This is a genomic window from Methylocystis sp. Uni0008 (assembly GCF_056838045.1).
Genome location: NZ_CM166370.1, coordinates 516,535 through 541,862, shown reverse-complemented (window position 1 = coordinate 541,862; position 25,328 = coordinate 516,535). Strand labels below are relative to the sequence as shown.

Genomic DNA, 25,328 nt, shown 5'->3' with positions numbered 1-25,328 from the left:
TCAGAACAGCGACCCCTGATCGTCGCTGTAGAGCTTTCTCAAGCTGCGGCGCGGGCGCGGCGGCGCGGGCGGCTCCGGCGTGGAGGCGCCCGCCCGCGCGGCGATTCTCCCGTCGGCGATTTCGATATCGAGGCCCGTCCCGGGCGGAGCCTGGGCGACGCTGCGCACCAGCGCGCCGCTCTCTTCGCGCACCAGCGCAAAACCGCGCGCCAGCACTGAACGATGGCTGAGCGACTCCTGCAGCCGGGCGAGCCTGTCGAGCCGATCCTGGCTTTTGCCGATCAGGCCCGCGACGGCGCGCTCCAGCCGCTGCGCGGCGCCAGCCAGACGTTGCCTGGCGGCGGCGTTCTCCTGACGCGCCAGAACGGCGCGGGCGAAATATCCCTGCCGCAGCCTTGCGCGAAGCCCGTGCAGCTTCTCTTTGGCGCGCGCCAGCTCGGCCTGCGGCGAGTGGCGGGCGAGCAGCGTCGCCGCGCGCGACAGCCGCAGCCGCCGGCCATCCCGCGCGGCGCGCAGGCCGGCGCGCAGTCGCTCGGCGGCCCGGTCGACGCGCTGGCGCGGATTGGCGAGCAGGGCGTCGCCGGCGGGAAGCAGACGCGCATATGTCGAGAGCTGGGCGCGACGCAGATCCATGCCCCGGCGGCGGGCGCCTTCGAGCCGGCTCGCGCGAATCGCGAGATGTTCGAAAAGCTCGACGCGCACGGGAACGGCCTTCTCGGCGGCGCCTGTCGGCGTCGGCGCCCGCAGGTCGGCGACATGGTCGATGAGCGTCGTGTCGGTCTCATGGCCGATCGCCGAAATCAGCGGAATGGCGCTCTCCGCCGCCGCGCGAACCACGATCTCCTCGTTGAAACCCCATAGATCTTCGAGCGAGCCGCCGCCGCGGGCGACGATCAGCACGTCGGGCCGTGGGATGAGGCCGCCGACGGACAGTGCATTGAAGCCCCGAATGCTGGCGGCGACTTCCTCTGCGCAGCTCTCTCCCTGCACCCGCACCGGCCAAAGCAGCACGCGCCGCGGGAACCGTTCGCTCAGACGATGCAGGATGTCGCGGATCACGGCCCCCGTCGGCGAGGTCACGACGCCGATGACGCGCGGCAGGAAGGGCAGCGGCCGCTTGCGCGCTTCATCGAACAGGCCTTCGGCCGCGAGCGCCTTGCGGCGGGCGTCGAGCAGCGCCATCAGCGCGCCGAGGCCGGCCGGCTCCAGCGATTCGATGACGATCTGATAGGAGGATTTTCCAGGGAAGGTCGTGACGCGGCCGGTGGCGATGACTTCGAGCCCTTCCTGCGGCCGCGTGCGCAGGCGCAGCATCGTCGATCGCCAGATCACCGCATCAAGGCGGGCGTTCTGATCCTTGAGACAGAAATAGGCGTGGCCGGAGGCATGCGGCCCACGATAATTCGAGATTTCGCCGCGCACCCGCACGCGGCCGAACCGGTCTTCGATCGTGCGCTTGAGCGCACTCGCGAGTTCGGAGACGCTGATCTCCGGCGTATTGGTCTGGGAAGTCGCTCCCTCGGTCTCGGGCAGGTCGGACATGACGCAGAGATATGGCCCAATCCTGCCGGCGGCGCGAGGGAAGAAGGCGCGCGGGCAGGATGAAAACATATCAGGCCGCGCTGCAGGGCGCGACGGTTGGGGCAGAAGCGGAGCTGACCTTAGCAGCCGGTTCCCCGGAGGCGAGTCGCGGAAACCGTTGGCGTTGACGCTCTGGATCGACCGGCGGGAGGCCAGCGCCGCCAATCGATCCCGCGCAATTGACGTGTCCTTCGGGCACATGATCGTGGAGGCGAAATCATAAAAAGCCGAGCGCCCCCGCCTGCGTTCCCGTCATCGCCCCGAATGGCCGGACCATCGCCGGCTTCGAATGGATCAATCGCGTCCCAGTCGAGGCGGCGATTAGCGTCGTCATGCGCTCCGGTTCGGGACCAAAGCAATTTGCTCGCTCACGGCGCGTCGATCTCACAAACGCGATCGGTCGTCGAGCGACCGCGGAACATGATGGCTTTGCCGCCGACGTCGACCATGTGGAACAGGCCCTGATCGGTGAGAAAATACCAGGCTGTCGTCGGCGCGCCGGCGTAGTCGCGCGTCGGATCGCCAGCGGTCACGCGGTCGAGTCGCTGTCCCGCCTTGGCGACGAGGGCGCGAATGAGCTTCATGTAACGGGGCGCGGCAGCCTCGGCGGCGGCGATGCGCGCCGCGCGGTCGCGAAGCTGCTCGCCGCGCCGCCGGACTTCCGCAGCAATGCGCTTCGCGCTCGCGGGCGCGAGCAGGGGGTGCGCGCGGAGCCAGACGCGATTGAGGCCCCGGATGTCTTCCGTCTTGTCCAAAGCAAAAAATCGGTCGTCGATTCCTTCCAGCGCAGCGCGTTCCGTGCTCTTGCCGTAATCTTGGATGGTCGTCGCAAAAAATTTCTTCAGTCGCGCCTCTCCCAGCGATTCGACGAGACGGCTTCCCTCCTCGAACAGCGCCAGATGCTTTTTCGCTCCGATCGCCGCCAGACCTTCGCGGATCAGCCGCACTGTATCGACCTGCCAGCGCGAATTGAGGACGAATTGCGGGAAGCCGCCATTCTCCATCTGCGCCAGATAATAATCGACCTCATAGCTGCGCAGCGCCTCCTGCGACATTTCGTCGAAGCGAATATGTTGCGCCAGCAGATCATTGAGGAAATCGATATTGGCCTGGACGATGTCATAGTCGGGATCGGTGGAGTCGACCGCGTGCTCGTCGATGACGATTGCGTTTTTATCGGTGATCGAGATTGCTTTGCGCGCAGTCGCGGCGATCGGCCGCGTCAAATCTGCGGCGCCGTCCCTGATGCGCGGACGCGCCTTGGCGCCGACCGCGCTCATCGATACGAGGATGATGAAATAGATCGTGAGATCACGAAGCCGTCGCCACATAGATGCGCCTCCCGGGAGGCTATTCTATCTCATATTCGAGGTCGTAGCGGCTTGTCAGCGACGTAAAGTAGAGATGTTGGTCGCCCATCTAAAGCGCATACTGCGACTTGGGCGAATACGGCTACGGGTCCGTGTGGCGCATTGGGCGAGTTCCTGCTCGCGCGACCGCGCAAAACTTGCAACGGCTCGCACGATTGCGACTGAGAGAGTTCAAAATGGCGGCGTGAGCTGCACGCCCTGGCGATTCAACGCCGCCACGCCGAAAAGCGCGTCTTCGCTTTGATGGACCGGATCGGCGGGCGCATCCAACGTCCTCTATGGGACGCGGGGCAGCAGTTCTAGCGAAGCCGCGCAATGGCGAAGCGAGTTCGAAGCGCGCGACGTCGAATTTAACGCATGTCCCTCATCGAATAGCGCGCCGGTGCGGCAGGATCGTTCGTCAGGTCGGAGAGAAGGTTCGACTGGAGGCGCGTCTGTCCTTCAGCCGCCTGCTGCGCGGCGTCGACATTGCCGCGAAGATACCAGCCGCTGACGTCCAGAGGCGGTGGCGGCGGCAGCGTTTCGGCGCGTGCGCTTGCAGCGACTGCAATCACAGCGGACCACAATAAAAGGGCAGTGGAGCGGCGCATGATGTGCTCCCCATCTTCAGGCGCGCGATAGCAGTCGATGACGCGGCGCGCCGAAGAGGCAAGGGTGGGCGATAAGACTTAAGGAAGCGTTAACCCTGTTGATTAACCAAATCGTCGATCGAGCTTCTTCCACCCCCGGGAACCGGCTCACGCGGCTTCGGCCGACTCCTTCAGCACGCTGCAGATCTCGGCGACGAGAGATTCGACCAGTTCGCGGTCGTCGCCTTCGCCCATGACCCGGATGACGGGCTCTGTGCCGGAGGCGCGAACGATGAGCCGGCCCGAGCCGCCGAGCTGCGCACGCGCATTGTCGATAGCCTTCGCGACCGCGGCCCGCTCGAGTTCGCGGCCCGGCGCGCGCACATTCTGCAACACCTGCGGGAGCGGCTCGAAGCGATGGCAGACTTCGCTCACCGGACGGTTCTGACGCTTCACCTCCGCGAGCACCTGCATTGCCGTCACCAGCCCGTCGCCCGTCGTGCAGTAGTCGGAAAGTATGACATGGCCCGACTGCTCGCCGCCGATGTTGTAGCCGGCCTCCCGCATGCGTTCGATCACATAGCGGTCGCCGACGGCCGTGCGCTCCAGAGTGAGCCCGAGCGAATTCAGATGACGCTCCAGTCCGAGATTGGACATGATCGTAGCAACAATGCCGGGTTTGGATAGCAAGCCCTGGTCGCGCCAGCTTTCGGCGACGACCGCCATCAGCTGGTCGCCATCGATCAGCTGCCCGTGTTCGTCGACCATGATGACGCGGTCAGCGTCGCCGTCGAGCGCAACGCCGACATCGGCCCGCAATTCGCGAACCTTGTCGCGCAGCGCCTGCGGAGATGTGGAGCCGACGCGGTGATTGATGTTGAAGCCGTCGGGTTCGACGCCGATGGCGATCACTTCGGCGCCAAGCTCCCACAGCGCCTCGGGCGCAACTTTGTAGGCGGCGCCGTTGGCGCAATCGAGGACGAGGCGCAAACCGTCGAAGCTCATGTTGCGCGGCAGCGTGCGCTTTGTGAACTCGATGTAGCGCGCGCGCACGTCCTCAATGCGGCGCGCACGTCCGAGATCTCTCGGCCCTGCGAGCTTGCGCGTCATGTCGCCGTCGATCAGGCGCTCGATCTCATGTTCGATCTCGTCGGAAAGCTTGTAGCCATCAGGTCCGAACAGCTTGATGCCGTTGTCCTCGAAAGCGTTGTGCGAGGCGGAAATCATGACCCCGACGTCGGCGCGCATCGATCGCGTCAGCATGGCGACCGCAGGGGTCGGCATCGGTCCCAGCAGCAGCGTCTCCATGCCGACCGACGTGAAGCCGGCGACAAGCGCATATTCGATCATATAGCCCGAAAGTCGCGTGTCCTTGCCGATGACGACGCGATGGCGGCCTTCGCCGCGGTGAAAGGTGAGACCCGCCGCTTGCCCGACTCTGAGCGCGAGCTCGGGCGTGATCTTCTCATTGGCCAGCCCACGAATCCCGTCGGTGCCGAAATAGGTGCGGGTCATTTGATTTCCTCAGCGAGCAGCGCTTAAACGCCTCGGCGCCAATCTGCACGCCTATCACGCCAACTGGGCGTATTTATGGGCGTCATGCCACAACGCCGACGCGTGTTCCCGCCGGCCAAGCGAACGGCTATTGAACACTCGCATATCGATTGAAACGGATGTCCACATGGAAGTCAAAATCTACCACAATCCAGCTTGCGGCACATCGCGTAACGTCTTGGCCGCGCTGCGGGACGCCGGCTATGAGCCGCAGGTGATCGAATATCTCAAGAACCCGCCCGATCGCGCGACTTTGAAGGATCTTCTTCAACGCATGGGCAAGAGCGTGCGCGATATCTTGCGCAAGCGGGGGACGCCCTATGAGGAATTGGGTCTCGACAATCCGGACCTTTCGGATGACGCGATTTTCGCAGCGATCGAAAACAATCCGATTCTGATCGAGCGTCCGATCGTTTCGATGGGCGACAAGGCGGCGCTTTGTCGTCCGGCCGAGACGGTGGACGAATTGATCGCGCAATCGAAGGCGTAATCGCCGACAAAGAAAAAACCCAGCGGTGACCGCTGGGCTTTTGTTTTAGATCGGATGCGGCTCCATGCCGCCGACGTCGGGCTCGGGCTTCTGCCCGGTCGTCGGCACCGCCGTGCCGCGCGGCGGCGGAGTCGAGACCGACTCGTCGCGCACCGGCCGCTTGCCGACGAGCAGACCCTTGATTTCCTCGCCGCTCAGCGTCTCGAATTCGAGCAGCGCATTGGCGAGCATTTCAAGATCAGTGCGCTTGTCGTTGAGGATCTGCTTCGCCTTCTCATAGGCTTCCTGCACCAGCCGTCGGACTTCCCCGTCGATCGTCTCCTGAGTCTGTTCGGAGAAGGTCTGCGTGCGTCCCAGCGAATAGCCCAGGAACTGCTCTTGCTGCGGGTCGGCGTAAGCGACCGTGCCGAGCTTGTCCGAGAAGCCGAGCTGCGTGACCATTGCACGAGCGATGCGCGTCGCCTGCTGAATATCGGACGCGGCGCCGGAGGTCGTCTTCGCCGTGCCGAAGATCAGCTCCTCGGCGACACGGCCGCCCATCGCCATCGCCAGCATCGCGATGAGCTGTTCATAGCTCTGCGAAATCTGGTCACGCTCGGGGAGGCCCTGCACCATGCCGAGCGCTCTGCCGCGCGGAATGATCGTCGCCTTGTGGATCGGGATCGAGCCCGGCATGTTCAGCGAGACGAGCGCATGGCCGCCTTCGTGATAGGCGGTGAGCTTCTTCTCCTCGTCCGTCATTACCAGCGTGCGGCGCTCCGCGCCCATCATGATCTTGTCGCGCGCGTCCTCGAACTCCTGGTTCGTGACGATCCGCTTCGAGCGCCGCGCCGCGAGCAGCGCCGCCTCGTTGACAAGATTCATCAGATCGGCGCCCGAGAACCCAGGCGTGCCGCGCGCGACGACCTTCAGATCCACGTCCGGCGCCAGCGGCACCTTGCGGGCGTGAACCTTGAGGATCTTCTCGCGGCCGATGAAATCCGGGTTCGGCACCTGGATCTGCCGGTCGAAGCGGCCCGGACGCATCAGCGCCGGATCCAGCACGTCCGGACGGTTGGTCGCGGCGATCAGGATGATGCCCTCATTCGCCTCGAAGCCGTCCATCTCGACAAGCAGCTGGTTCAAGGTCTGCTCGCGCTCGTCGTTGCCGCCGCCAAGGCCGGCGCCGCGGTGACGTCCGACGGCGTCGATCTCGTCGACGAAGATGATGCAGGGCGCGTTCTTCTTCGCCTGCTCGAACATGTCGCGGACACGGCTCGCGCCGACGCCGACGAACATTTCGACGAAGTCGGAGCCCGAGATCGAGAAGAACGGCACGCCCGCCTCGCCGGCGATGGCGCGGGCCAGCAGCGTCTTGCCGGTGCCGGGCGGTCCGACGAGCAGCACGCCGCGCGGGATACGTCCGCCAAGGCGCTGGAACTTCTGCGGATCGCGCAGGAATTCGACGATCTCCTGCAGATCCTCCTTCGCCTCGTCGACGCCGGCGACGTCCTCGAAAGTGACGCGCCCCTGCGTCTCCGTCAGCAGCTTCGCCTTCGATTTGCCGAAGCCCATCGCGCGGCCTGCGCCGCCCTGCATCTGCCGCGAGAGGAAAATCCACACAGCAAGAAAGGCGACGAGCGGCAGCGCATTGAGCAGCAGCGTCATCATGAAGCTGCCGCCTTCATTATTCGGCTTGGCGCTGATCGAGACGTTCTTCGCCTGCAGACGCGGCACGAGATTCGCGTCGTCCGGCGCGTATGTGGTGAACGGCCGATTGTCGTTGAAGTGACCGACAATCTCATTGCCGGCGATCGTCACGTCATGGACGCGCCCCTGGTCGATCTGCGTCAGCAGTTCGCTATATGAAATATCGCGAATTGGCGTGCGCTGGCCGGGTTGCTGAAACAGCATGACAAGCGCGACCACGAGCAAACCTATGATTGCCCAGAGCGCGAGGTTTCTGAAGTGTGGATTCATCTGGGAAGCCCGTCAGGAGCCGCTCGGTCGGGCTTATCCCCCGAAGCGCTCCGGTCATCTACCTAATTTAGGCGCGCCGGAGGGCGTTGCCAAGGCTTGGAAAAGCCCCGGAATCCGGGCCTTGCGCTCGCAAAGCTGAGCCGTTTTGGCGTAAGTCGGCCTTAAGCGTAGGGAATTCTACTTGTCTAGCTTGATCGCCGAGGCGGCGCAGGGCGCAGGCGAACGCGTTCGCCATTCGCCTCGATCGAGACGTCTGCAAGCGTCACTCTGACCGGTCCTCGCGCGGTCAGTGCGGCGGCGAGCCGCGCGCTGGCGCGCTCCAGCCGTTCAAGGCGCAGCGCGGACGCAGGCGCGATACGCAGGATCGCATTCGCGAGCACGCGCTGAAGAATTTCAAGCGGCGCCTCGCTCAACGTCGCGGCGTCGAATTCGATGCATGACGGCTCGTGCCGACGCAGCGCGCGCTCCATCGTCTCGGCGGCGCATTGCGTGAGCGCCGCGTCGGCGCGCGCCGCGCGCGTCCCAAGCCTGAGAAGCGGTTCTCGTCCGAGACCTTGCGCGGCGAGAACAGGCGCCAGCTTGCGGAGCCGCACGCGGGCGAAGTTTTCGTCTTCATTCGAAGGGTCGCGAAAAAACGATTGGCCGGCGCGCGCGCAGATCGCCTCAAGATCCTCCTTGCGATAGTCGAGCAGCGGCCGCAGCAGCGCGACGTCTTCGCAGCGCGCGACGCGCGCCATGCCTGCAAGACCCGCGACTCCGGAGCCGCGGATCAGACGAAACAGAATCGTTTCGGCCTGGTCTTCCGAATGGTGTGCAAGCACGATGGCCGATGCGCCGATGCGCCGCGCGCACTCCGCAAGCAACGCGTAACGCGCGCGCCGCGCGCGCTCCTGCAGGCGCGAGGCAGGCTTCTCTCCCTCCCACGTCAGCAGATGATGCTCATAGCCGAGCGCGCGCGCCCAGCGGCCGACCTCCTCAGCCTCCGCGCGCGCCTCCTTGCGCAGGCGATGATCGACGGTGGCGACGGCGATCTCGCGCGCCGCGCGCAAAGACCATCGCGCGCAAAGCCGCATCAAGGCGACGGAGTCGGGTCCGCCCGATACCGCGAGCAGCATGGAGGGGTAGGGCGCGAGAAGTTCCAGCGCCTGTTCGCAACGTTGTTCGATGACGTCGTCGATTGCAGCGAGATTCTCCACCACCTTGCCCGGCATGTCTACGCCGGACGGGCGTCGATCGCCGTCTGCAAGGCTAACATTGAATCTTCTTGCTCTCGCGTTGCGCCGCTTCGCGGATTCGCGTCGCCGCTTTCGGGAATTTGACGTTGATCTCGGAATAGGAGGCGCAGGCCTGCTCCTTCGCACCCATGGCGCTCAGCGATTGGCCGAGGCGCAACAACGCTTCCGGCGCCTGCGCCGAATCGCCGTATTTCGTCGAGATCTCGAGATATTTTTCCGCCGCCTCGCGATGGCGGCCACGCAGAAAGTAGCTCTCGCCGAGATTGAACGTTGCGGCGGGTGCGAGCCTGCTCCTGCCGTTCTTGGACAGGAATGTCGAGAGCGACTTCTCCGCCTCTTCATATTTGCCGGCGCGCAGCGCGCCGACCGCCTGGTCATATTGTTCCTTGGGGCCGATGACCGGCGGCGCGGCGGCGATCTCGGCGGGCGCCGAGGCATCGCCGACAAGGCGGCCGTGAGCGATATCCATAGGCTGCCCCGCCTCGCGCACCGGCGCAGTGGTCACCGAACCCGATGGCCGCGCGGCGCTTTCGAGCGGCGCCGAAGGGGGCGTTGTCCCGAGCGGCCTTGGCGCGCCGGGCGCGGCGGGCTGCGCGGCCGGATCGAACGCGTCGCCGTGCTTGCCGCCGCCGTTGGCGCTCGCGACAGGCGGAGGCGCCGTCTGCGCCACGGGCGCCGGCGTCGTCGGTCCTCGCGGCGCGACTTCGGCGTGAGGCGACTCGGGCTTCACGGCGCGCAGCTGTTCTTCCAGAAGCTGCACCTTGTGCTGCAGCTCTTCGTTTTGCCCGGTCAATCGGCGCAGTTCGCGCTCGAGCCGATCGATTCGCATCGACTGAGAGGCGTCGGCGCCGGGTCCCGCGTCATGCCCGTCGTAAACGTCCGACGGCGGAACATTGTACGTCTGAGCCTGATGAACGTCGGCTTCGGGCCGCGGCTCGCCGTAGACGTCGAACGCCTGGGCGGCGCCCGCCGTCAACAAAGGAAGGGCGAAAATAAGAGCGTAGCGTGAGAACATGGTCGCGAAGGCCGAGACTTGCGCAAAAGGCGTCGCTCAATTCGACGCGGGCTGACGACGCCCTAACATAGGCGCCCATTCGGCTAAAGTTAGGCGATGCGATCATTCAATCTCCTTTGGCTTCAACGAGCGGTCATCGCCGGGTCTGTGGCGGCGGCTTGGCCGTCGCTGGCCCAGTCGCCGCCGCCAGCGGCGGAAGTCGGCGCATGCTCGCTGGAAGGCGCCGTTCCGGCGACCGTCGCCGCCGTCGACGAGAACTTCGAACTCCTGCTCGACGACGGTCGTCACGCCGCTCTTGCCGGGCTCGATTTTCCCCCGCCGGAAATGGCGGAGCTGCGCGCCGCCATTCGCCATCGGCTTTCGTCCTGGCTCGCTGGGCAGGACATATTTCTCGGAGCCTTCGCTTCGGCGCCGGATCGCTGGGGCAGGGCGCCGGCCAGAGCTTACGCAACCCCTGCCGAGGATGATGCGGCGCCATTGACGTCGGTGGCCGCCGCGCTGCTCGCAAGAGGCGAAGCGCGGTTCCGGCCGGATCCGACGGCCGCGGCTTGCGCGAAAGCCTATCTGGCCGCCGAAGCTTCGGCGCGCGACGCGGGCGTCGGACTCTGGTCTCGGCCAGAGTTTCGCCCCATCGATGTCCCTTCGCCTTCGGCCGCGGAGGATCTGAAGAAGCGCAAGGGAATGATCATCGTTGTTGGCGAAATCCGGTCGGTCGGCGAGTCGCGGCGCGCCTTCTACCTTAATTTTGGCGACAAATGGCGCGATAGCTTTACGGTCGTGATTCCGCGACGCAATTTGGCTATGTTCGGGCAAATCGAGCCCCGCTCGCTCGTCGGGCGGCGAGCCCGGGTACGAGGACTTATTGAGACCGGGTCTCGCATCGAAATCGCTACGCCGAACGAGATCGAATTTGTTGACGGCGGCGTCTCTCGTTAGGCGGGCGGCGCTTCCCCTGATTGCGGCCATTTGCGGTCTGGCGATCAGCGGTTGCGCGGAGCTCGAACGGCAGGGCCAGGTCTTTACGGCGCCATTGCCGCGCCCGCGGCCAGCGGGGCCGCGAACGGACAATCGCAGCACGGTCCAGCATAAGGAGCTCGTCGCCCAGTTCGGCGGCGAATATGAGGCTCCGGCCGCCGAGCATTACCTCGACGCCATTCTCGCGAAGCTGGCGACCGTCAGCGATACGCCCGGCCAGCCGACGTATAAGGTGACGATCCTCAATACGCCTGTCGTCAACGCCTTTGCGCTGCCTTCCGGCAATCTCTACGTCACGCGCGGACTGCTGGCGCTCGCGGGCGACGCATCCGAGGCGGCGGCGGTTATGGCGCATGAAATCGCCCATGTCTCCCTGCGCCACAGCGCGCTGCGCGCCGAACGTGAGCGCGAGGCGGCGGTGATCTCGCAAGCCGCGGCGGTCATTCAGAACCGCCAGAAAGGCGACGAGGTGCGCTCCAGCCAGCGGCTCTCCGTGGCGAGCTTTTCCCGTCAGCAGGAGCTCGACGCCGACGCGGCGGGCGTCCGCGTCATCGCCCGCGCCGGCTTCGATCCCTATGGCGCTTCGCGCTTCCTGACCGCGCTGGGTCGGTCGACGGATTTGCGCGCGGCGCTCTACGGAAAGAAAAAGTCGCTCGACTTCGACATCATGTCGACTCACCCCTCCACTCCGGACCGCATCACGAGGGCTGTTGCTGCGGCGCGGCAAATCGGGGCGCCGGGGATAGGCGTCACCGACCGCACCGGTTATCTCGATTCCGTCAAAGGCGTCGCTTTCGGCGATGATCCCATGGAAGGCTATGTCCGCGACCGGAAATTCACCCACCCGCGACTGCGCTTCACCTTTATCGCGCCGGAGGGCTTCCTCCTGGAAAATTCCAACGAAGCGGTATTCGGCGTGCGCGAACCCGACAATGAAGCCTTGCGGCTCGACAGCGTACGGCTGCCGTCCGACGAGAATCTCGAAGCCTATGTGGGTTCCGGCTGGGTCGATGGGCTGCTCCCGTCCTCAGTGCGCAAGACGGAGATCAATGGGCTCCCGGCCGTCGTCGCCGTCGCTCGGGCAGGGGAGTGGAACTTCCGGCTGGCGGTGATCCGATCGGGCGAGTTTCTCTATCGCCTGATTTTTGCAGCGCGAACGTTGAGCGATGAGGCCGACGCGCGCTTCATGGAATCGATCAGGTCCTTCCGTCGCCTCGCGCCGGACGAAACCACTGACGCCCGTCCTTTGAAGATCGCCGTCGCGGTCGCCGGCCCGGGCGACACCGTCGACACGATGGCTGCTCGAATGGTGGTCCCAAACCGGCCGGTGGAATATTTCCTGCTGCTCAACGGCCTCTCGGCTGGCGACGCGCTCACTCCAGGCGAACATTACAAAATCGTAACGGAGTGAATTTCTGGTTTTTGCTCGCTTTGGGAACAACTGCCTCGCCCGACGGTTATCCCCTCAAGGCAGGATCTTGGCGCGCGGAATCCTCCGTCCATTCTTGGGGGATGACTGCGTATGGAGGGCGTCATGGCATATATGCCTGGACTCGGGCGCGAGTTGATTAAGGCTGCGGCTGAAGCGCCTTTCCTGGAGCGCGAGGAAGAAAAGCAGCTCGCCATCGCCTGGCGCGAGCGCGGCGACGGTAAGGCGCTGCATAAGTTAACCGCCGCCCATATGCGTCTCGTCATCGCGTTGTCGGCGAAATTCAGACATTACGGATTGCCGCTCGCCGATCTGGTCCAGGAAGGTCACGTCGGGCTTCTCGAAGCCGCCGCGCGCTTTGCGCCCGAGCGGGACGTGCGGTTTTCCACTTACGCGACATGGTGGATCAGAGCTTCCATTCAGGATTATGTGCTGCGCAATTGGTCGATCGTCCGCGGCGGAACGAGTTCATCGCAGAAGGCGCTGTTCTTCAATCTGCGCCGCTTGCGCGCGCGACTGGCGCGGGAAAACTACGGCGCCAATTCAGTCGACGCGTTCCAGACGATCGCCAATGCGATCGGCGTTTCGCGGGCCGACGTGGAGATGATGGATTCGCGTCTCTCGGGCTCCGACGTGTCGCTGAACGCGCAGCTTGTCGATGACGACTCGTCGGGCTCGGCGCAGCGCATGGACTTTCTCGTCGACGACAGTCCGCTGCCCGATCAGGTCGTCGAAGAGTCGCTGGATTCGGACCGCCGCGCGCGCTGGCTCCAGGATGCGCTCGAAATCCTGTCCGAGCGCGAATTGCGCATTGTCCGCGAGCGTCGGCTGGCTGAGAATCTGGTGACGCTTGAGACGCTCGGCGATCGCCTTGGAATTTCCAAGGAACGCGTGCGCCAGATCGAAAGCCGCGCGCTCGTCAAGCTGAGGCGGGCGTTGTCGCGCATGCAGGAGACTGCCGCAGGCGACGAGGCGAGAGCGTAAGAAAAAACCCCGGAAGGTCCTTCCGGGGTTTTTCTATTCCAAGATCAGGCTGCGCGGTCGACGTCGGTTTCGTCGCCATCCTCGCCGACATCGCCATCGGCTTTCGGTCCGCGGCGCGGTCCTTTCAGGAGAAACGATTCGATGAGCTTCAGCGACTCCGAATCGATGAGTTTGCGCACCGCCGCGATTTCGCGCGCCATGCGGTCGAGGGCCGCCTCGTAGAGCTGGCGTTCCGAGTAGGACTGCTCCGGCTGCGTGTCGGACCTGTAGAGGTCGCGGACCACTTCGGCGATCGTGACGAGATCGCCCGAGTTGATCTTGGCCTCATATTCCTGGGCGCGGCGCGACCACATGGTGCGCTTGACCCGCGCACGGCCGCTCAGCGTCTGCAGCGCCTTGTCGACCACGGAGGTCTCGGCGAGCTTGCGCATGCCGACATTGGCCACTTTGCTCGTCGGCACTTTGAGGATCATCTTGTCCTTGATGAAGCTCACGACGAAGAGCTCGAGGCTGAAGCCTGCGACCTCCTGCGTCTCGACGCCGACAATCTGTCCGACGCCATGCGCGGGGTAGACAATGAACTCATGGAGCTTGAAGCCGGTCTTCGGAGAAGGCGCAGCCTTCGGCTTGGCCGGAAGCGTTGCGGGCGCAGGCGCAGGCGTCTTATCCACCGGCCTCGGTTCCGGCTCAGGCAAAGGACGCGGCTTTGCGGCCGTCGGCGCGACGGCCACAGGCTTTTTCTCCTCGACCGGCTTGACCGTCGGCTGCTCCTTCGCCGTGGGGGCAGGCGCAGCCTTCATCGGCTTCGACGGCGCCGTCTTGCTGACCACGGGCTTCGCCGGCGTCGCTTGGGGCGCCTTGGCTTCGGGCGTCTTCGCGGCGGCGCTCACCTTCTCAGCCGCCGACTTTGCGGCCTTCGCCGCGACTGCGCGCTTGGTCGCGTTTTTGGTCGCGACTGCAGTCTTGGCGTTAGTTTTCGCCGCCGTCTTCGTGGCGGTGGCGCGGGTGAGGGCGCGAGCGCTCGTCGAAGCCCGACGCGTCGCCGCGGCGGCGGCAGTCTTGGCGGTCTTGTCCTTCGCGGTCGAACTGGCTTTCGTCGTCGTTGCTTTTGAGGTCATCGTTCTCTTGGTTTTGGCGACGGATTTTGCGCTCGTCTTCTGACTGGAGGCACCGGCGGCTCGCGATGGCTTGCTCGCCGAGGCGGAGCGGCTGGCTGATTTCTTCGACGTCGAACTTCTCGCCGCGGCCGACTTGGTTGCGCCGCCCTTGGCGGCTCGCTTGGCGAGCGCCTTGGAGCGGCCAGCCGAGCCCTTGGCGCGCGCCGCTGCGGTGGAGGCAGTTGCGGACGACTTCTTCTCGGCATTCTTGCTGGAGGGCATACGCGGGCTACTCCTATGCTGTCCCGCTGTGGAGACGGGACCTTCTGCCGCCGGACGAATCGCCTATGCCTCGGCGAGGGCGCCGCGACACCGCGAAGGCGGCTAGTGGAAACCTTGCGAGCGCCGCATACCCGACAGCCGGCCTCGCGGCCGGCTTCGAGAAAGGAGGCTTTCGATTTAAGTCGCGAGACGGTACTGTGGCGCCGGGTCGTCTTTCGACAAGGCGTGAATCTAGTGTGTGATATTTATAACACGCCGAGGTGTGGAAATCAAAGCCGCATAGGCGCGGAGCGCCCCCAGCCTGCCGGGCAGGATCAAGCTAACGCCTTGTGATCTTTGGCGTTTCAAATAAATTAACGATATGGAAACTGGGTTTTCACGCTTGAACGCCAAAGCTCGGCGCTGAACGCTGTTCAGTCTCCCTGACCCGCCTCCGGCGAAAAGAACTGTTCGAACTTGCCTGGCTTGCCGTCCCATTCCTTGGCGTCCGGCGGCGGATCGCGCTTGATCGTGATGTTGGGCCAGTTCTGCGCCATCTCAGCGTTAAGCTGCAGCCACTGTTCGAGATTCTCTTCCGTATCCGGCTTGATCGCGTTCGCCGGGCACTCGGGTTCGCAAACGCCGCAGTCGATGCACTCGTCCGGATGGATCACCAGCATGTTCTCGCCTTCGTAGAAGCAGTCCACCGGACACACTTCGACGCAATCCATATACTTGCACTTGATGCAGTTTTCCGTGACGACATAAGTCATGAGGGTGATCTCTCCGCGACCTCGCCGCTTGCTAGCTTTTTTGCCAGCGTCACGCAAGGCGAGCAGAACGAAAGCGTGCATCGGAGATATACTCGGGCACGAAACTCACAAGGTCAGCAGATGGTCGAAACCCTTAATTCGCCGGCGACCGCCGCCATGAGCCGGCAGGCGCTGACGGCGCGCGCGCTGCTGCTCGGCGAGCGACTCGATACAGAAGGGCTCGAGCGGGCGGACCTGGTGTCCACCGCGCCTCTCGCCTTCCATGTCGGTCAGAGCGGATTCGCCGTGCTGTATCGTTTCGGGGTCGCCGTGCTCTTCGGGCTGTCGCCGCTGGAAGAGGACGAGATCGTGAAGAAGATCGGGCTGCGCGTCTCAGGCGCCTCCCGCGGCGATGACGAGACGTTGATCATCGAAGCGACGCCGGACGGCGAGGAGAAGGCGCTTCCCGACGGACGCCTGGCGGTAAAGGATCTTTCCGAGGCGCGGTTGCTGGTGATCGCCGACGTCCTTGCGAAGAGCGTCGCCCTGGCGCGCGACGAGCGCCGCGTCAACGCGGTGTTCGACACCATCGAGCCGTTCGCGGCCGAGCTTGCGGCGCGGGGCAGCCCGCCATGGAAGCGTAAATCCATGCTGGAGCTGATCGGCCAGACTTTGCTCGTGCGCCATCGCGTCTCCGGCCGAGTCGCCGTCGACGACAAACCCGACGTGCTCTGGGATCGCCCCGACCTCGAACGGCTCTATGCGCGTCTGGAGGACGAGTATGACCTTACGCCGCGGGCGCGCACGCTGAACGCCAAGATCGACGTAATCGGCGAGACAGCCCGGGCGCTCACGGATCTCATCGACGCGGCGCGCTCCGTTCGTCTGGAGTGGACGATCATCATCCTGATCGCCATGGAGATCGTGCTCACGCTCTTCCAGATGTGGGTCGCGCGCATGAGTTGAGCGCGGCTTCTGCGTCGCGCAGCGGCGTTTCGCCGGCGAGCCATTTGAAGTTCGGCAGCTGGTGGCGCGCGAAGGTGAACTGTCGCTTCGCGTAATGGCGCGTGTCGAGCTGACTGCGCAGGATAGCGTCCGCGAGCCTCAAGCGTCCATCGAGATAAGCGATGAGGTGGGGCGCGCCATGCGCGCGCATCGCCGGCAGCGACGGATCGAGTTCGCGCGCTTTGAGCGCCGCGACCTCATCGAGCGCGCCCGCCTGAATCATCTTCTCGAATCGCGCGTCGATGCGCGCGTAGAGCGCGTCGCGCTCGGGCGCGAGGAAAAACGCCGCGCATTCCGACGCGTTCAGGATCGGCGGGCTGCGCGGGCCCTGGAATGAGACGAGCGGCTTGCCGGTCGCTTCCAGGACTTCAAGGGCGCGCAGCAGCCGCTGCGGATCGGTTTCGCGCAGAACGGCGGCCGTATCCGGATCGCGGGCGGCGAGTTCGGCGTGAAGCTGTTGCGGCGTCCTGTCCTGCGCCCAGGCGCGTATTGCTTCACGCACCTCTCCGGACACCGCCGGAATGTTTGAGAGTCCGTAAAGCGCGGCCTTGAAATACATTCCCGTACCGCCGACCAGTATGGGACTCATCTTGCGCGCATCGAGGTCGCGCAACACGCGCGTGAAATCTTCAAGCCAGCGTCCGACGGAATAGTTCGTCGCGGCGTCGACGTGGCCGAAGAGAAAATGCGGCGCGGCGGCTTCCTCCTCCTCGGTGGGACGCGCAGTGAGGATCCGCAGGTCGCGATAGACCTGCATCGAGTCGGCGTTGACGACCGCGGCCGCACGATCTCGAGCGAGTTCGAGCGCCAGCGCGGACTTGCCCGAAGCGGTTGGACCTGCAATGAGGATGGCGCGCGCGCGCATGGCGCTATTGCCCCTGAAACGGTGGAGATGTCAAAGCCCCTCGAGTTCGTCGCGACCTTCGTCGCCGGTCGGGGCGCGGCGCTTACCGAACGCGCCGTGTCTGGCGCACTCTACGACGCTGGACTCGTCGACGCCGGGCGCGACTGGCTCGCGCCTGATCTCGCCGTCGATGCGTTCTTGTCAGGACAGGGGCATGACCTCGGGCATGACCTCGCCGATCTGCGGGCGCGACTGCAGGCGGCGATCGCCGAGGATCCGATCGACGTCATCGTTCAGCCGACGTCGGGGCGGCGCAAGAAACTGCTGGTCGCCGATATGGATTCGACGATGATCGGACAGGAATGCGTCGACGAGCTTGCCGACCTCGTTGGCCTGCGCGAGCATGTCGCGGCGATCACCGAGCGCGCCATGCGGGGCGAGATCGCGTTCGAAGGCGCCTTGAAGGAGCGCGTCGCGCTGCTCGCCGGCGTCACCCTCGCGCAGATCGAAACGCTGCTGACGCGCATCACGGCGACGCCGGGGGCGCCTCAACTCGTGCGCACCATGCGCGCGCATGGCGCGTATACCGCTCTCGTGTCTGGCGGGTTCACGCAATTCACCGAGCCAGTCGCCGCGCGCCTCGGCTTTCAGGAGACGCGCGCCAATGTGCTCGAAATTGTCGACGGCGCGCTGACCGGCACGGTTGTTGCGCCGATCCTTGGCCGCGAGGCGAAGCGCGCCGCGCTTCTCGAATTGCGCAAGGCGCGAGGGCTGCCGCAGGAGGCGACGCTGGCGATCGGGGACGGCGCCAATGATCTCGACATGCTGGGCGAAGCGGGCCTGGGCGTCGCCTTTCACGCCAAGCCGAAGGTGGCGGAAGCGGCTGACGCGCGCGTCGATCACGCCGATCTGACGGCGCTGCTTTATGCACAGGGCTTTCGCAGGGAGCAGTTTGTGAATTGACCCGGCGCCTTGGCGCCGGGTTGGTCGCGTTAGAATTAAACGCCGACGCCAGCGGTTTTCACTCCACCGGCAAAGCCACGAAATGCGCGTCGCCCTGTCCGTTCGCGACGATGAGCAGCGCCGTCTTCTTGCCCGAGCTTTTGAGCGTCTTGATCTTCTTGACGACGTCCGCCGGGTCGCTCACCGCTTCCTGATTCACCTCCAGAAGCACTTCGCCCGCCTGCAGGCGCTTCTCGGCCGCCTCCGAACGTGGATCGACAGCGGTGATGACGACGCCGCCCTTGACGGCGTCCTTGATCTGGTAACGCGTCCTCAACTCATCCGAGAGACGCGACAGTTCAAGCCCCAGCACGCTCTGCGAGGACCCGTCGCCGCCGCCGCCTTCGGATTTGTCCTTGTCGCCGTCTTTCGACGCGACCTTCTCGCCATCCTCGAGCCGGCCGAGCTTGACGATCTTGGTCTGCTCCTTGCCGCCGCGAACCACGACGAGTTCGACATCCTTGCCGACCGGGGTGGCCGCGACGAGCTTCGGCAGGTCGCGCGATTCCTTGATCGGCTTGCCGTCGAACTTGATGATGACGTCGCCGACCTTCAGCCCGGCCGGCTTCGAGGGACCCTTGTCGTCGACGCCGGCGACGAGCGCGCCGCGCGTTCCACCGAGGTTGAGCGTTTCCGCGATGGCGTCGTCGATGTTCTGGATGCGGACGCCCAGCCAGCCGCGGCGGGTCTCGCCGAACTGCTGCAACTGCACGATCACAGGCTCCACCGTATTCGCCGGCGTCGCGAAGCCGATGCCGACCGAGCCGCCAGAAGGCGACAGAATCGCGGTGTTGATGCCGATGACCTCGCCGTCCATGTTGAACAGCGGTCCGCCGGAATTGCCCTTGTTGATGGAGGCGTCGGTCTGGATGTAGTTGTCGTAGGGACCGCTATCGATGTTCCGGTTGCGCGCCGAGACGATGCCTGCCGTCACGGATCCGCCCAGTCCGAAGGGGTTGCCGACGGCGAGCACCCAGTCGCCCACCTTCGCCTTATCGCTGTCGCCGAACTTGACCGCCTTCAGCGGCTTCTCCGGCTTCACCTTCAGAACGGCGACGTCAACCTTCTGATCCTTGCCCAGGACCTCCGCTTTGAGCTTTTGACCGTCGTTGAAGATCACCGTCACCTCATTGGCGTCGGCGATCACATGATTGTTGGTGATGACAATGCCCGACGGGTCGATCACGAAACCCGAGCCGAGCGAACTCGACCGGCGCTGACGCGGCAGTTCCGGCATGCCCTGGCCGCGCCGCCGGAAGAACTCCTCGAAGAGATCGTCAAAGGGAGCGCCGGGCCCGAGTCCGGGCGGCAGGTTGGGACCGTCGCTCCGGGAGCTGCGTTTCGCATCCACCGTCGTTGCGGAGATATTGACCACCGCGTCCGAGACCTGGGCGGAGAGTTCCGAAAGCGAGTCGGGCCCTTTCGCCTGCGCCGGAGCGGCGAGGAAGTAGAGTACGGGCGCGGTCGCGAGGATCGCTCTCGCGGCGCGTCGAAGTGCGGACGTCATATGTTGTGTCTCCTGTCGAGGGACAAGATATGCCCGGGCGCGGCTCAACGCACGCGCTTGCGGGTCACTTTTTTTGGCTTTGCTCCGGATCCGACTGCGCCGCGCTCACCGCGGCTCTCGTTTCCGGAGCGGAGAAAAAACGGAAGAACTCCGAACGCGGGCTGATCAGGAACCGCGTTTCGCCCGGCTTGAAAGCGCTCTCATAGGCTTGCATCGACCGATAGAACGCGAAGAAATCCGGGTCCCGCCCAAACGCCTCGGCGAAGATGCGGTTGCGTTCCGCGTCGCCTTCGCCCTTGGTCTGATCCGCCTGGCGCTGCGCCTCCGCTTTCAGCACGATCACGTCGCGATCGGCCTTGGCGGTGATTTTTTGCGCCTGTTCCGAGCCCTGCGCGCGATATTCCGCCGCCTCGCGCTGGCGCTCGGTCTGCATCCGCCCGAAAACCTTTTCCGAGATCTGCTGCGGGAGATCGACGCGACGGATGCGCGCGTCGACGACCTGCACGCCGAACTTCCGGGCTTCGCGGTCGGCCTGCTCCCTGATTTTGACCATCAGGGCGGCGCGCTCGTCGCGCACGATCTGCTGCTGGTTGGCTTCGCTCAGCACGCGGCGCACGGCGGAGTTCAATACCGAGCCGAGCTGGTTGTTCGCGCCCATGACGCTGTTGACGGTTTGGTAGAACCGCAGCGCGTCGATGATGCGATAGCGGATGAAGCTGTCGACCTCGAGCCGCTGATTATCGGCGGCCAGCACTTCAAGATTGGGGCTCTCGACGTCGAGGATGCGGTTGTCGAACAGCACCACGTTTTCGACGAGCGGAAATTTGAAATGCAGGCCCGGCTCGGTGATTAAGCCTCGGCCGGGAACGGGCTCGCCGAAACGCAGCACCAAAGCCTGTTCGGTCTGCGAGACGGTGAACAGAGCGCCGGCAAGAGCGATGACGGCGAGAAGCGCGGCGACGGCGAGCGTGAAGAGAAGGCCAGATTTCATTTGCGGCCTCCTTGGAAGGGCGCGAAGGCGGGCAGAGGCACGAAGGGCGCGACGCTGGCGCCGCCTTTCGAGGGATCGTCGAGAATGACCTTGTCCGCTCCGCCGAGCACACGCTCCATCGTTTCGATATAGAGACGCTCTCGGGTAATGGCCGGCGCGTTCTTATACTGCGTGTAGATCTGCTCGAAGCGGGACGCCTGGCCGCGCGCCTCCGCGACGATCTGCTCCCGATAGGCTTCCGCTTCCTGCAGAATGCGGGCAGCGGCGCCGCGCGCTTCCGGCACGACCCGGTTGGCGTACGCCTCGGCCTCATTGCCGAGCCGCTGCAAATCCTGCTGAGCGGCGGTGACGTCGCGGAAGGCGGCGATGACCTGCTGCGGGGGATCGACGGAGAGCAGCAGCACCTGCAGCACCAGGACGCCCGCGTGATAGTCGTCGAGCACCTTCTGCATCAGCTGCTGCGAGGCGGGTTCGATCACTTTACGATCGGCCGTCAGAATTTTCTGGATCTGCGATTGTCCGACGATTTCGCGCATCGCGCTCTCCGCCACGGCCTTTACGGTCAGCGGCGGGTTGGCGACGTTGAAGGCGTAGTCCTCAGGCTTCGCAGGATCGATCTGCCAAATCACCCTGAACTTGACGTCGGCGATATTTTCGTCGCCCGTGAGCATCAGGCTTTCTTCAGGCGCTTCGGGCCCTCTGGGAGTCGAAACGGGGCCACGGCGGCGTCCGTCCACGACGACCGGAGATTCCTCGCGAAAGCCGACGTCGGTGATGTTGCGGTCGGTGACCGCAAGCTTGATGACCGAGCCGATCGGGCCGGGAAGATTGTAGTTCAGGCCCGCCTGAGTCTTCCCCATATATTTGCCGAAGATCAGATTGAGACCGATCTCGTTGGGTCCGACCGTGTAAAGTCCCGAAAGCAACCATGCGAGCACGGCGACCAGCACCAGTATCGCGAGCCCCCGGCCGCCAAATCCGCCGGGCAGGAACTGCTTCAGGCTCTCCTGGCTGCGGCGCAGCATTTCTTCGAGGTCTGGAGGTTGGCCGCCCGGGCCTTGTCCCCACGGGCCTCCGGGCTGACCCCACGGATTATTGTTCTGGTTGCGCGGTCCGCCTTGATCGCTCCAGGGCATTTCGTCTCGCAATAAGAGGAATGGGACGGCGCACGCGCCGAGTTGGCAATGTTATAGGCATTCGACGCCGCTGCGGCAATGACGCGGGGCGCTGGGACCATGTGCGGAGGAGACGGGATGATTCGCGATTATGCCAATGTCGCGGCCAATGAGCGGACCTTTCTCGCCTGGGTTCGGACCGGCGTCGCGGTCATCGCGCTCGGCTTCGTCATCGAGCGTTTCAATCTTTTCCTGTTGACCATCGCCGGCGCGGTGACCGTCAACGCCGAACGACTGAACATCCACCGATTGGAACATCCCGCGGGACGCTATGGCGGCGAGGCGCTCATCGCGGCAGGCGTGACGCTGATCGTGATCTCGACGATTCGCTTCATTCACACCGCGCGGCTGCTCTCGCGCGACGAACTCTATACGACGCGCGCAACGCGCATGAGCCTCTACTTTCTGGCCATGCTGCTGCTCGCCGTCGCCGGGTTCAGCGCCTATCTCGCGGTGGCGTGAGCTTCACTTTTGCTCGAGCTTCCAGGATCCATCCCAGCCGTCATCCGGCGGCGCGGCGATACAAGCGTCGATGCGCCGCAGAAACGCCCGCGACGGCCCATCGTCCGGCGCGACGGCTAGCGCTTGTGAGAACGCATTGCGCGCTCTCTCCCACGAACGGGCGCGATAGGCGGCAAGTCCTTCTGCGAAGCGCGCGCGCAGCGCATTCTGCTCGCCGGTCAGTCCCCCCTTGCAGGCCATGATTTCGTAGATCCGTTCAGGCCTGGACTGTCCCGCCATCGCGACGAGATCGATTTCGCGCGTCTCGACGACGTCGGCGGCGCCCGTGGCCGTCGCCTCCGACGCCAGTATACGCGTGCCGTAAATCTTGTTCGCGCCCTCCAGACGCGCCGCGAGATTGGCGGTGTCGCCGATGACCGTGTAATTCATCATATGCTCGGAGCCGATGCTGCCGACGAGCGCTTCTCCCGTCGCGACGCCAATGCGCAGATCGAACGATATCGGCGCGGTGCGCATGCCGAGAAGTTCGGGAAAGGACTGACGCAAAATCGCGAGGCGATCGAGCATATCGACCGCGGCGAGCGCGGCAAGCTGCGTCTGTTCGCTGTCCTCGTTGAAGGGCGGGCCCCAGTAAGCCATGATCGCGTCGCCGATATATTTGTCGATGATTCCTTCGTTCTCGCGGATCGGCGTCGACATCGTCGAGAAATATTGATTGAGGATTTTCACGAGACCTTGCGGCGTCATGCGCTCGCTGGTCGTGGTGAAGCCGGCGACGTCGCAAAAGAGGACCGTCATGACGCGGCGCTGACCTTCGGCCGCAAGCGTCGGCGCATCGATCAGGCCCTTCACCACGCGCGGATCGATATATCTGCCGAACGTGTCGAGGATGCGCTCCTTCAATCGCAATTGCTCGACCATGCGGTTGAACGCCGCGGTGAGGTGGCCAATTTCATCGCGGGTCGTGACCGCGATCACCTCGTCGAGTCGGCCGGCCTCGACCGCGCGCGTTCCTTCGAGCAGTCTTCGAACCGGAACGGTGACGCCATTGCTGACAAGGATCGAAAACGCGACGCCCAATGCGGCGGCGAATCCGGTCAGAGCAGCCGCCATCATCGTGACCTGACGTTGCGCCTGGACAGTGACGGCGCTGTCGGCTTGCAACAGCGCAAGCATGTCGCTTCTTATAGAGTCGAGATTTCGATTGACGTCGTCGCGTAACGCCTCGACGCGCGCAAGGCTTTCGGACACGACGCGCGCGTCGTTCGCCTCGAGCGCTTTTAACAGCCGTTCGATCTCTTCGTTCAGATAGCGGCGCGGCCCCTTCAGAAGTTCGTCGAGCCGGCTGTCGATGCGCACCAGACGTGTCTCGTCGCCGAAGGCGCTTCCCTTCAGGATCAGTCCGCCGATCAGGCCGCGCGCCGAGAGGACTTCTCGCTCGACCGCAGCGCCTTTTTCGTTCAGCGACTCCCGGAGAGCTTCGAATTTGTGGCGATCATTCGACGCGTCCGACCGCGCGATGACCATTCGCCGCACCACGAGCGCTCGCTCGAGCGAACGAATATTAGCGCGCGCCAGATCTCCGTACGCAGGAACGTAGCTCGTCGAGAGTTCAGAAAAATGATCGCTGACCCGGTGCACGATGACCATGGAAAGGACTGACGTGACGACCATCAAAACGATGAGCGTCAGAGCGATGCCCAAAATCTTTCTCTTGATCGATAGTGAGAGCGGAGGGATCGCAAAGAATCTCGACATCGGCTTCCGGGCGTTTGGAAACTAGCGGCCAGCCAATGATAGCACAATCGCCTGATCGACGCCGATTGAGGCGCGGGCGAGGAGTTCAGCATCACGCCGATACTCGTTCGTATGGATGAACCGCGCTTCATCCATTTGGAGGAGCTTCGAACTTCTCGCTTCTCAACGCGGTCTGTCGCATTTCTGACATCGCAGAAAAAATATCAAATGCGGAAAAAGAGTTAGCCTATTCCGTGTGATTTGGCGGTGCAAAATCCAATAAAAAATCGCCAGCTCAATGCAACGATTTTCCTAGTGAAACGTTGACTGTCAGCAGTTGCTGCAGCGCACCCAACTAATGGGCGTTATGCACATTAATTAGCCAGGGCACGGTTGGCGCCTTCTCTTGGAGGGACATTGATGGAAGCCATCAATGCAGTCACGCTCAGTCAGTGTTTTGATTCAGATGCATCCATTGACGGTCGCAGATCGGATGCGATCGGCGTCATCGCTCTCAATCCACGATTCAAGAACGCTGAAGAGCAGTCGCTCGATGACGCGAATATGTCGCGCATCAAAGCGCGTTCTGAATTGCGAGCGGCGCAGCGTGAACGTGATGCGCTTATGGCGACAAGAGACCGGATCCAAAACGCGGTGGCGCGCGCGACGCATCTGTCGGCCGCAATCCAGCGAAAGCTCGCGAGGTTTGCCAGTCTCGACAGGCTGATCGCTGAAGAATGCGCGGAATCGTTGCTTCGCGCCGCAGAGCAGGAAAGCGCTGGAGCGCTTGAACTGTCGCCGAAACTGAAGCGCTTGGCGGACAAGAGATTCGCTCTCGAGAACAAGTTGGCTTCGTTGCAGCGGGCCTCTGACTGCCTTCGGCAAGAACTCGTCAACGCCGAGAGCAGTCTCAAGACAGCCGAACTCAAAGTTGAAGAGGCGGCGGTCGCCGTCGCCGTGACCGAGTTGGAGCCGATCGCCGCCGAACTGGCGCGCGCTGAAAGTCTGGCCGCAGCGCTGCGGCGACTGCTCTTGGGTTATGGCGCGCTTCGGCGCGCGGGCGGATTCCTTCCGATGAGCAGCGCGACGGCGCAGCTCCTCAGAGCGCCGCCGAAGAACGCCATGGTTGGCGGAAGCGCGCATTGCTCCGAAGCGACCGCACGATGGGCATCTTATTTGCAACAGCTCAGCATCGATTGCGAAGCGACGTTCGACGCCGGACCGCGTCCATGACTGCAGCAAGCAATTCCAGCGCCGGCGAGGGGCGTGTGTGGCCGCTCACACCATGCTGAACAGCATTATGCGAAGACGACTTTAGCCGCCTCACGGCGGAG

Annotated in this window: 22 protein-coding genes and 1 pseudogene; 9 read left to right on the top strand and 14 right to left on the bottom strand. The window is 64.2% G+C overall.

Annotated elements, in window-relative coordinates; all coding sequences use genetic code 11:
- Positions 1 to 1,542: an exodeoxyribonuclease VII large subunit gene (xseA, locus tag AC0X69_RS02720; RefSeq protein WP_482611046.1), complete on the bottom strand. Its 1,542-nt coding sequence runs from the start codon at positions 1,540 to 1,542 to the stop codon at positions 1 to 3.
- A gap of 407 nt (positions 1,543 to 1,949) precedes the next feature.
- The gene (locus AC0X69_RS02715) at positions 1,950 to 2,912 is read right to left on the bottom strand and encodes a DMP19 family protein (protein ID WP_482611044.1); all 963 of its coding nucleotides are present in this window, start codon (positions 2,910 to 2,912) and stop codon (positions 1,950 to 1,952) included.
- A gap of 55 nt (positions 2,913 to 2,967) precedes the next feature.
- On the opposite strand from AC0X69_RS02715, the pseudogene AC0X69_RS02710 reads away from it, so the two are divergent.
- Positions 2,968 to 3,139: pseudogene (locus tag AC0X69_RS02710) on the top strand (IS5/IS1182 family transposase); the annotation flags it as partial.
- Positions 3,140 to 3,301: 162 nt separating this feature from the next.
- On the opposite strand, the gene AC0X69_RS02705 reads toward AC0X69_RS02710, so the two are convergent.
- A complete protein-coding gene (locus AC0X69_RS02705; RefSeq protein WP_482611042.1) occupies positions 3,302 to 3,541 on the bottom strand; it encodes a hypothetical protein in 240 nt (79 codons plus the stop codon).
- A gap of 147 nt (positions 3,542 to 3,688) precedes the next feature.
- Positions 3,689 to 5,035, bottom strand: a complete 1,347-nt coding sequence (glmM, locus tag AC0X69_RS02700) for a phosphoglucosamine mutase (protein WP_482611040.1) — start codon at positions 5,033 to 5,035, stop codon at positions 3,689 to 3,691.
- A gap of 166 nt (positions 5,036 to 5,201) precedes the next feature.
- Here glmM and arsC point away from each other — a divergent pair, with 166 nt between their 5' ends.
- Positions 5,202 to 5,564, top strand: coding sequence for an arsenate reductase (glutaredoxin) (gene arsC, locus AC0X69_RS02695; RefSeq protein WP_482611038.1), 363 nt, complete (start codon positions 5,202 to 5,204; stop codon positions 5,562 to 5,564).
- A 45-nt stretch (positions 5,565 to 5,609) separates the two neighbouring features.
- On the opposite strand, the gene ftsH is transcribed toward arsC, so the two are convergent.
- From ftsH to ybgF, 3 genes are all read right to left on the bottom strand, one after another.
- Entirely contained in the window at positions 5,610 to 7,523 is a 1,914-nt protein-coding gene (gene ftsH, locus AC0X69_RS02690; RefSeq protein WP_482611036.1) for an ATP-dependent zinc metalloprotease FtsH, read from the bottom strand.
- 185 nt (positions 7,524 to 7,708) lie between these two features.
- Positions 7,709 to 8,734, bottom strand: coding sequence for a tRNA lysidine(34) synthetase TilS (gene tilS / locus AC0X69_RS02685; RefSeq protein ID WP_482611034.1), 1,026 nt, complete (start codon positions 8,732 to 8,734; stop codon positions 7,709 to 7,711).
- Between the two features lie 37 nt (positions 8,735 to 8,771).
- Complete coding sequence (ybgF, locus tag AC0X69_RS02680) at positions 8,772 to 9,773, bottom strand: tol-pal system protein YbgF (protein ID WP_482611032.1); 1,002 nt, start codon at positions 9,771 to 9,773, stop codon at positions 8,772 to 8,774.
- A gap of 96 nt (positions 9,774 to 9,869) precedes the next feature.
- Between ybgF and AC0X69_RS02675 the strand changes: the two genes are divergently transcribed.
- The 3 genes from AC0X69_RS02675 (at position 9,870) to AC0X69_RS02665 (ending at position 13,161) form a co-directional block, all read left to right on the top strand.
- Positions 9,870 to 10,709 (top strand): thermonuclease family protein, encoded by an 840-nt coding sequence (locus tag AC0X69_RS02675; RefSeq protein ID WP_482611030.1) that lies wholly within the window; start codon positions 9,870 to 9,872, stop codon positions 10,707 to 10,709.
- Positions 10,687 to 12,159 carry a M48 family metalloprotease gene (locus AC0X69_RS02670; RefSeq protein WP_482611029.1) on the top strand — a complete coding sequence of 491 codons (1,473 nt, stop codon included), beginning with the start codon at positions 10,687 to 10,689 and terminating at the stop codon, positions 12,157 to 12,159. The genes AC0X69_RS02675 and AC0X69_RS02670 overlap by 23 nt, the downstream gene beginning before the upstream one ends.
- A 123-nt stretch (positions 12,160 to 12,282) precedes the next feature.
- On the top strand, positions 12,283 to 13,161 hold the full coding sequence (locus AC0X69_RS02665; protein ID WP_482611028.1) for an RNA polymerase factor sigma-32: 879 nt from the start codon (positions 12,283 to 12,285) through the stop codon (positions 13,159 to 13,161).
- 44 nt (positions 13,162 to 13,205) lie between these two features.
- On the opposite strand, the gene AC0X69_RS02660 is transcribed toward AC0X69_RS02665, so the two are convergent.
- Positions 13,206 to 14,279, bottom strand: a complete 1,074-nt coding sequence (locus AC0X69_RS02660) for a CarD family transcriptional regulator (protein ID WP_482611026.1) — start codon at positions 14,277 to 14,279, stop codon at positions 13,206 to 13,208.
- A gap of 674 nt (positions 14,280 to 14,953) precedes the next feature.
- Complete coding sequence (gene fdxA, locus AC0X69_RS02655) at positions 14,954 to 15,292, bottom strand: ferredoxin FdxA (protein ID WP_482611024.1); 339 nt, start codon at positions 15,290 to 15,292, stop codon at positions 14,954 to 14,956.
- Between the two features lie 120 nt (positions 15,293 to 15,412).
- Between fdxA and AC0X69_RS02650 the strand changes: the two genes are divergently transcribed.
- A complete protein-coding gene (locus AC0X69_RS02650; protein WP_482611022.1) occupies positions 15,413 to 16,237 on the top strand; it encodes an RMD1 family protein in 825 nt (274 codons plus the stop codon).
- Here AC0X69_RS02650 and miaA read toward each other — a convergent pair.
- The gene (gene miaA, locus AC0X69_RS02645; RefSeq protein WP_482611020.1) at positions 16,200 to 17,141 is read right to left on the bottom strand and encodes a tRNA (adenosine(37)-N6)-dimethylallyltransferase MiaA; all 942 of its coding nucleotides are present in this window, start codon (positions 17,139 to 17,141) and stop codon (positions 16,200 to 16,202) included. The genes AC0X69_RS02650 and miaA overlap by 38 nt on opposite strands.
- A 27-nt stretch (positions 17,142 to 17,168) precedes the next feature.
- On the opposite strand from miaA, the gene serB reads away from it, so the two are divergent.
- Positions 17,169 to 18,083 carry a phosphoserine phosphatase SerB gene (gene serB, locus AC0X69_RS02640; protein ID WP_482611018.1) on the top strand — a complete coding sequence of 305 codons (915 nt, stop codon included), beginning with the start codon at positions 17,169 to 17,171 and terminating at the stop codon, positions 18,081 to 18,083.
- A gap of 58 nt (positions 18,084 to 18,141) precedes the next feature.
- On the opposite strand, the gene AC0X69_RS02635 is transcribed toward serB, so the two are convergent.
- The 3 genes from AC0X69_RS02635 to hflK form a co-directional block, all read right to left on the bottom strand.
- Positions 18,142 to 19,629, bottom strand: a complete 1,488-nt coding sequence (locus AC0X69_RS02635) for a Do family serine endopeptidase (protein WP_482611016.1) — start codon at positions 19,627 to 19,629, stop codon at positions 18,142 to 18,144.
- 64 nt (positions 19,630 to 19,693) lie between these two features.
- Positions 19,694 to 20,620, bottom strand: a complete 927-nt coding sequence (gene hflC, locus AC0X69_RS02630) for a protease modulator HflC (RefSeq protein WP_482611014.1) — start codon at positions 20,618 to 20,620, stop codon at positions 19,694 to 19,696.
- Positions 20,617 to 21,756, bottom strand: a complete 1,140-nt coding sequence (gene hflK, locus AC0X69_RS02625; protein ID WP_482611012.1) for an FtsH protease activity modulator HflK — start codon at positions 21,754 to 21,756, stop codon at positions 20,617 to 20,619. Before hflK ends, hflC begins: the two co-directional genes overlap by 4 nt.
- Positions 21,757 to 21,873: 117 nt before the next feature.
- Here hflK and AC0X69_RS02620 point away from each other — a divergent pair, with 117 nt between their 5' ends.
- Positions 21,874 to 22,257: a YidH family protein gene (locus AC0X69_RS02620; RefSeq protein WP_482611010.1), complete on the top strand. Its 384-nt coding sequence runs from the start codon at positions 21,874 to 21,876 to the stop codon at positions 22,255 to 22,257.
- A gap of 3 nt (positions 22,258 to 22,260) precedes the next feature.
- Here AC0X69_RS02620 and AC0X69_RS02615 read toward each other — a convergent pair whose 3' ends face one another.
- Entirely contained in the window at positions 22,261 to 24,015 is a 1,755-nt protein-coding gene (locus tag AC0X69_RS02615; RefSeq protein ID WP_482611008.1) for an adenylate/guanylate cyclase domain-containing protein, read from the bottom strand.
- Between the two features lie 399 nt (positions 24,016 to 24,414).
- On the opposite strand from AC0X69_RS02615, the gene AC0X69_RS02610 reads away from it, so the two are divergent.
- Complete coding sequence (locus AC0X69_RS02610; protein ID WP_482611006.1) at positions 24,415 to 25,227, top strand: hypothetical protein; 813 nt, start codon at positions 24,415 to 24,417, stop codon at positions 25,225 to 25,227.
- Positions 25,228 to 25,328 lie beyond the last annotated feature (101 nt).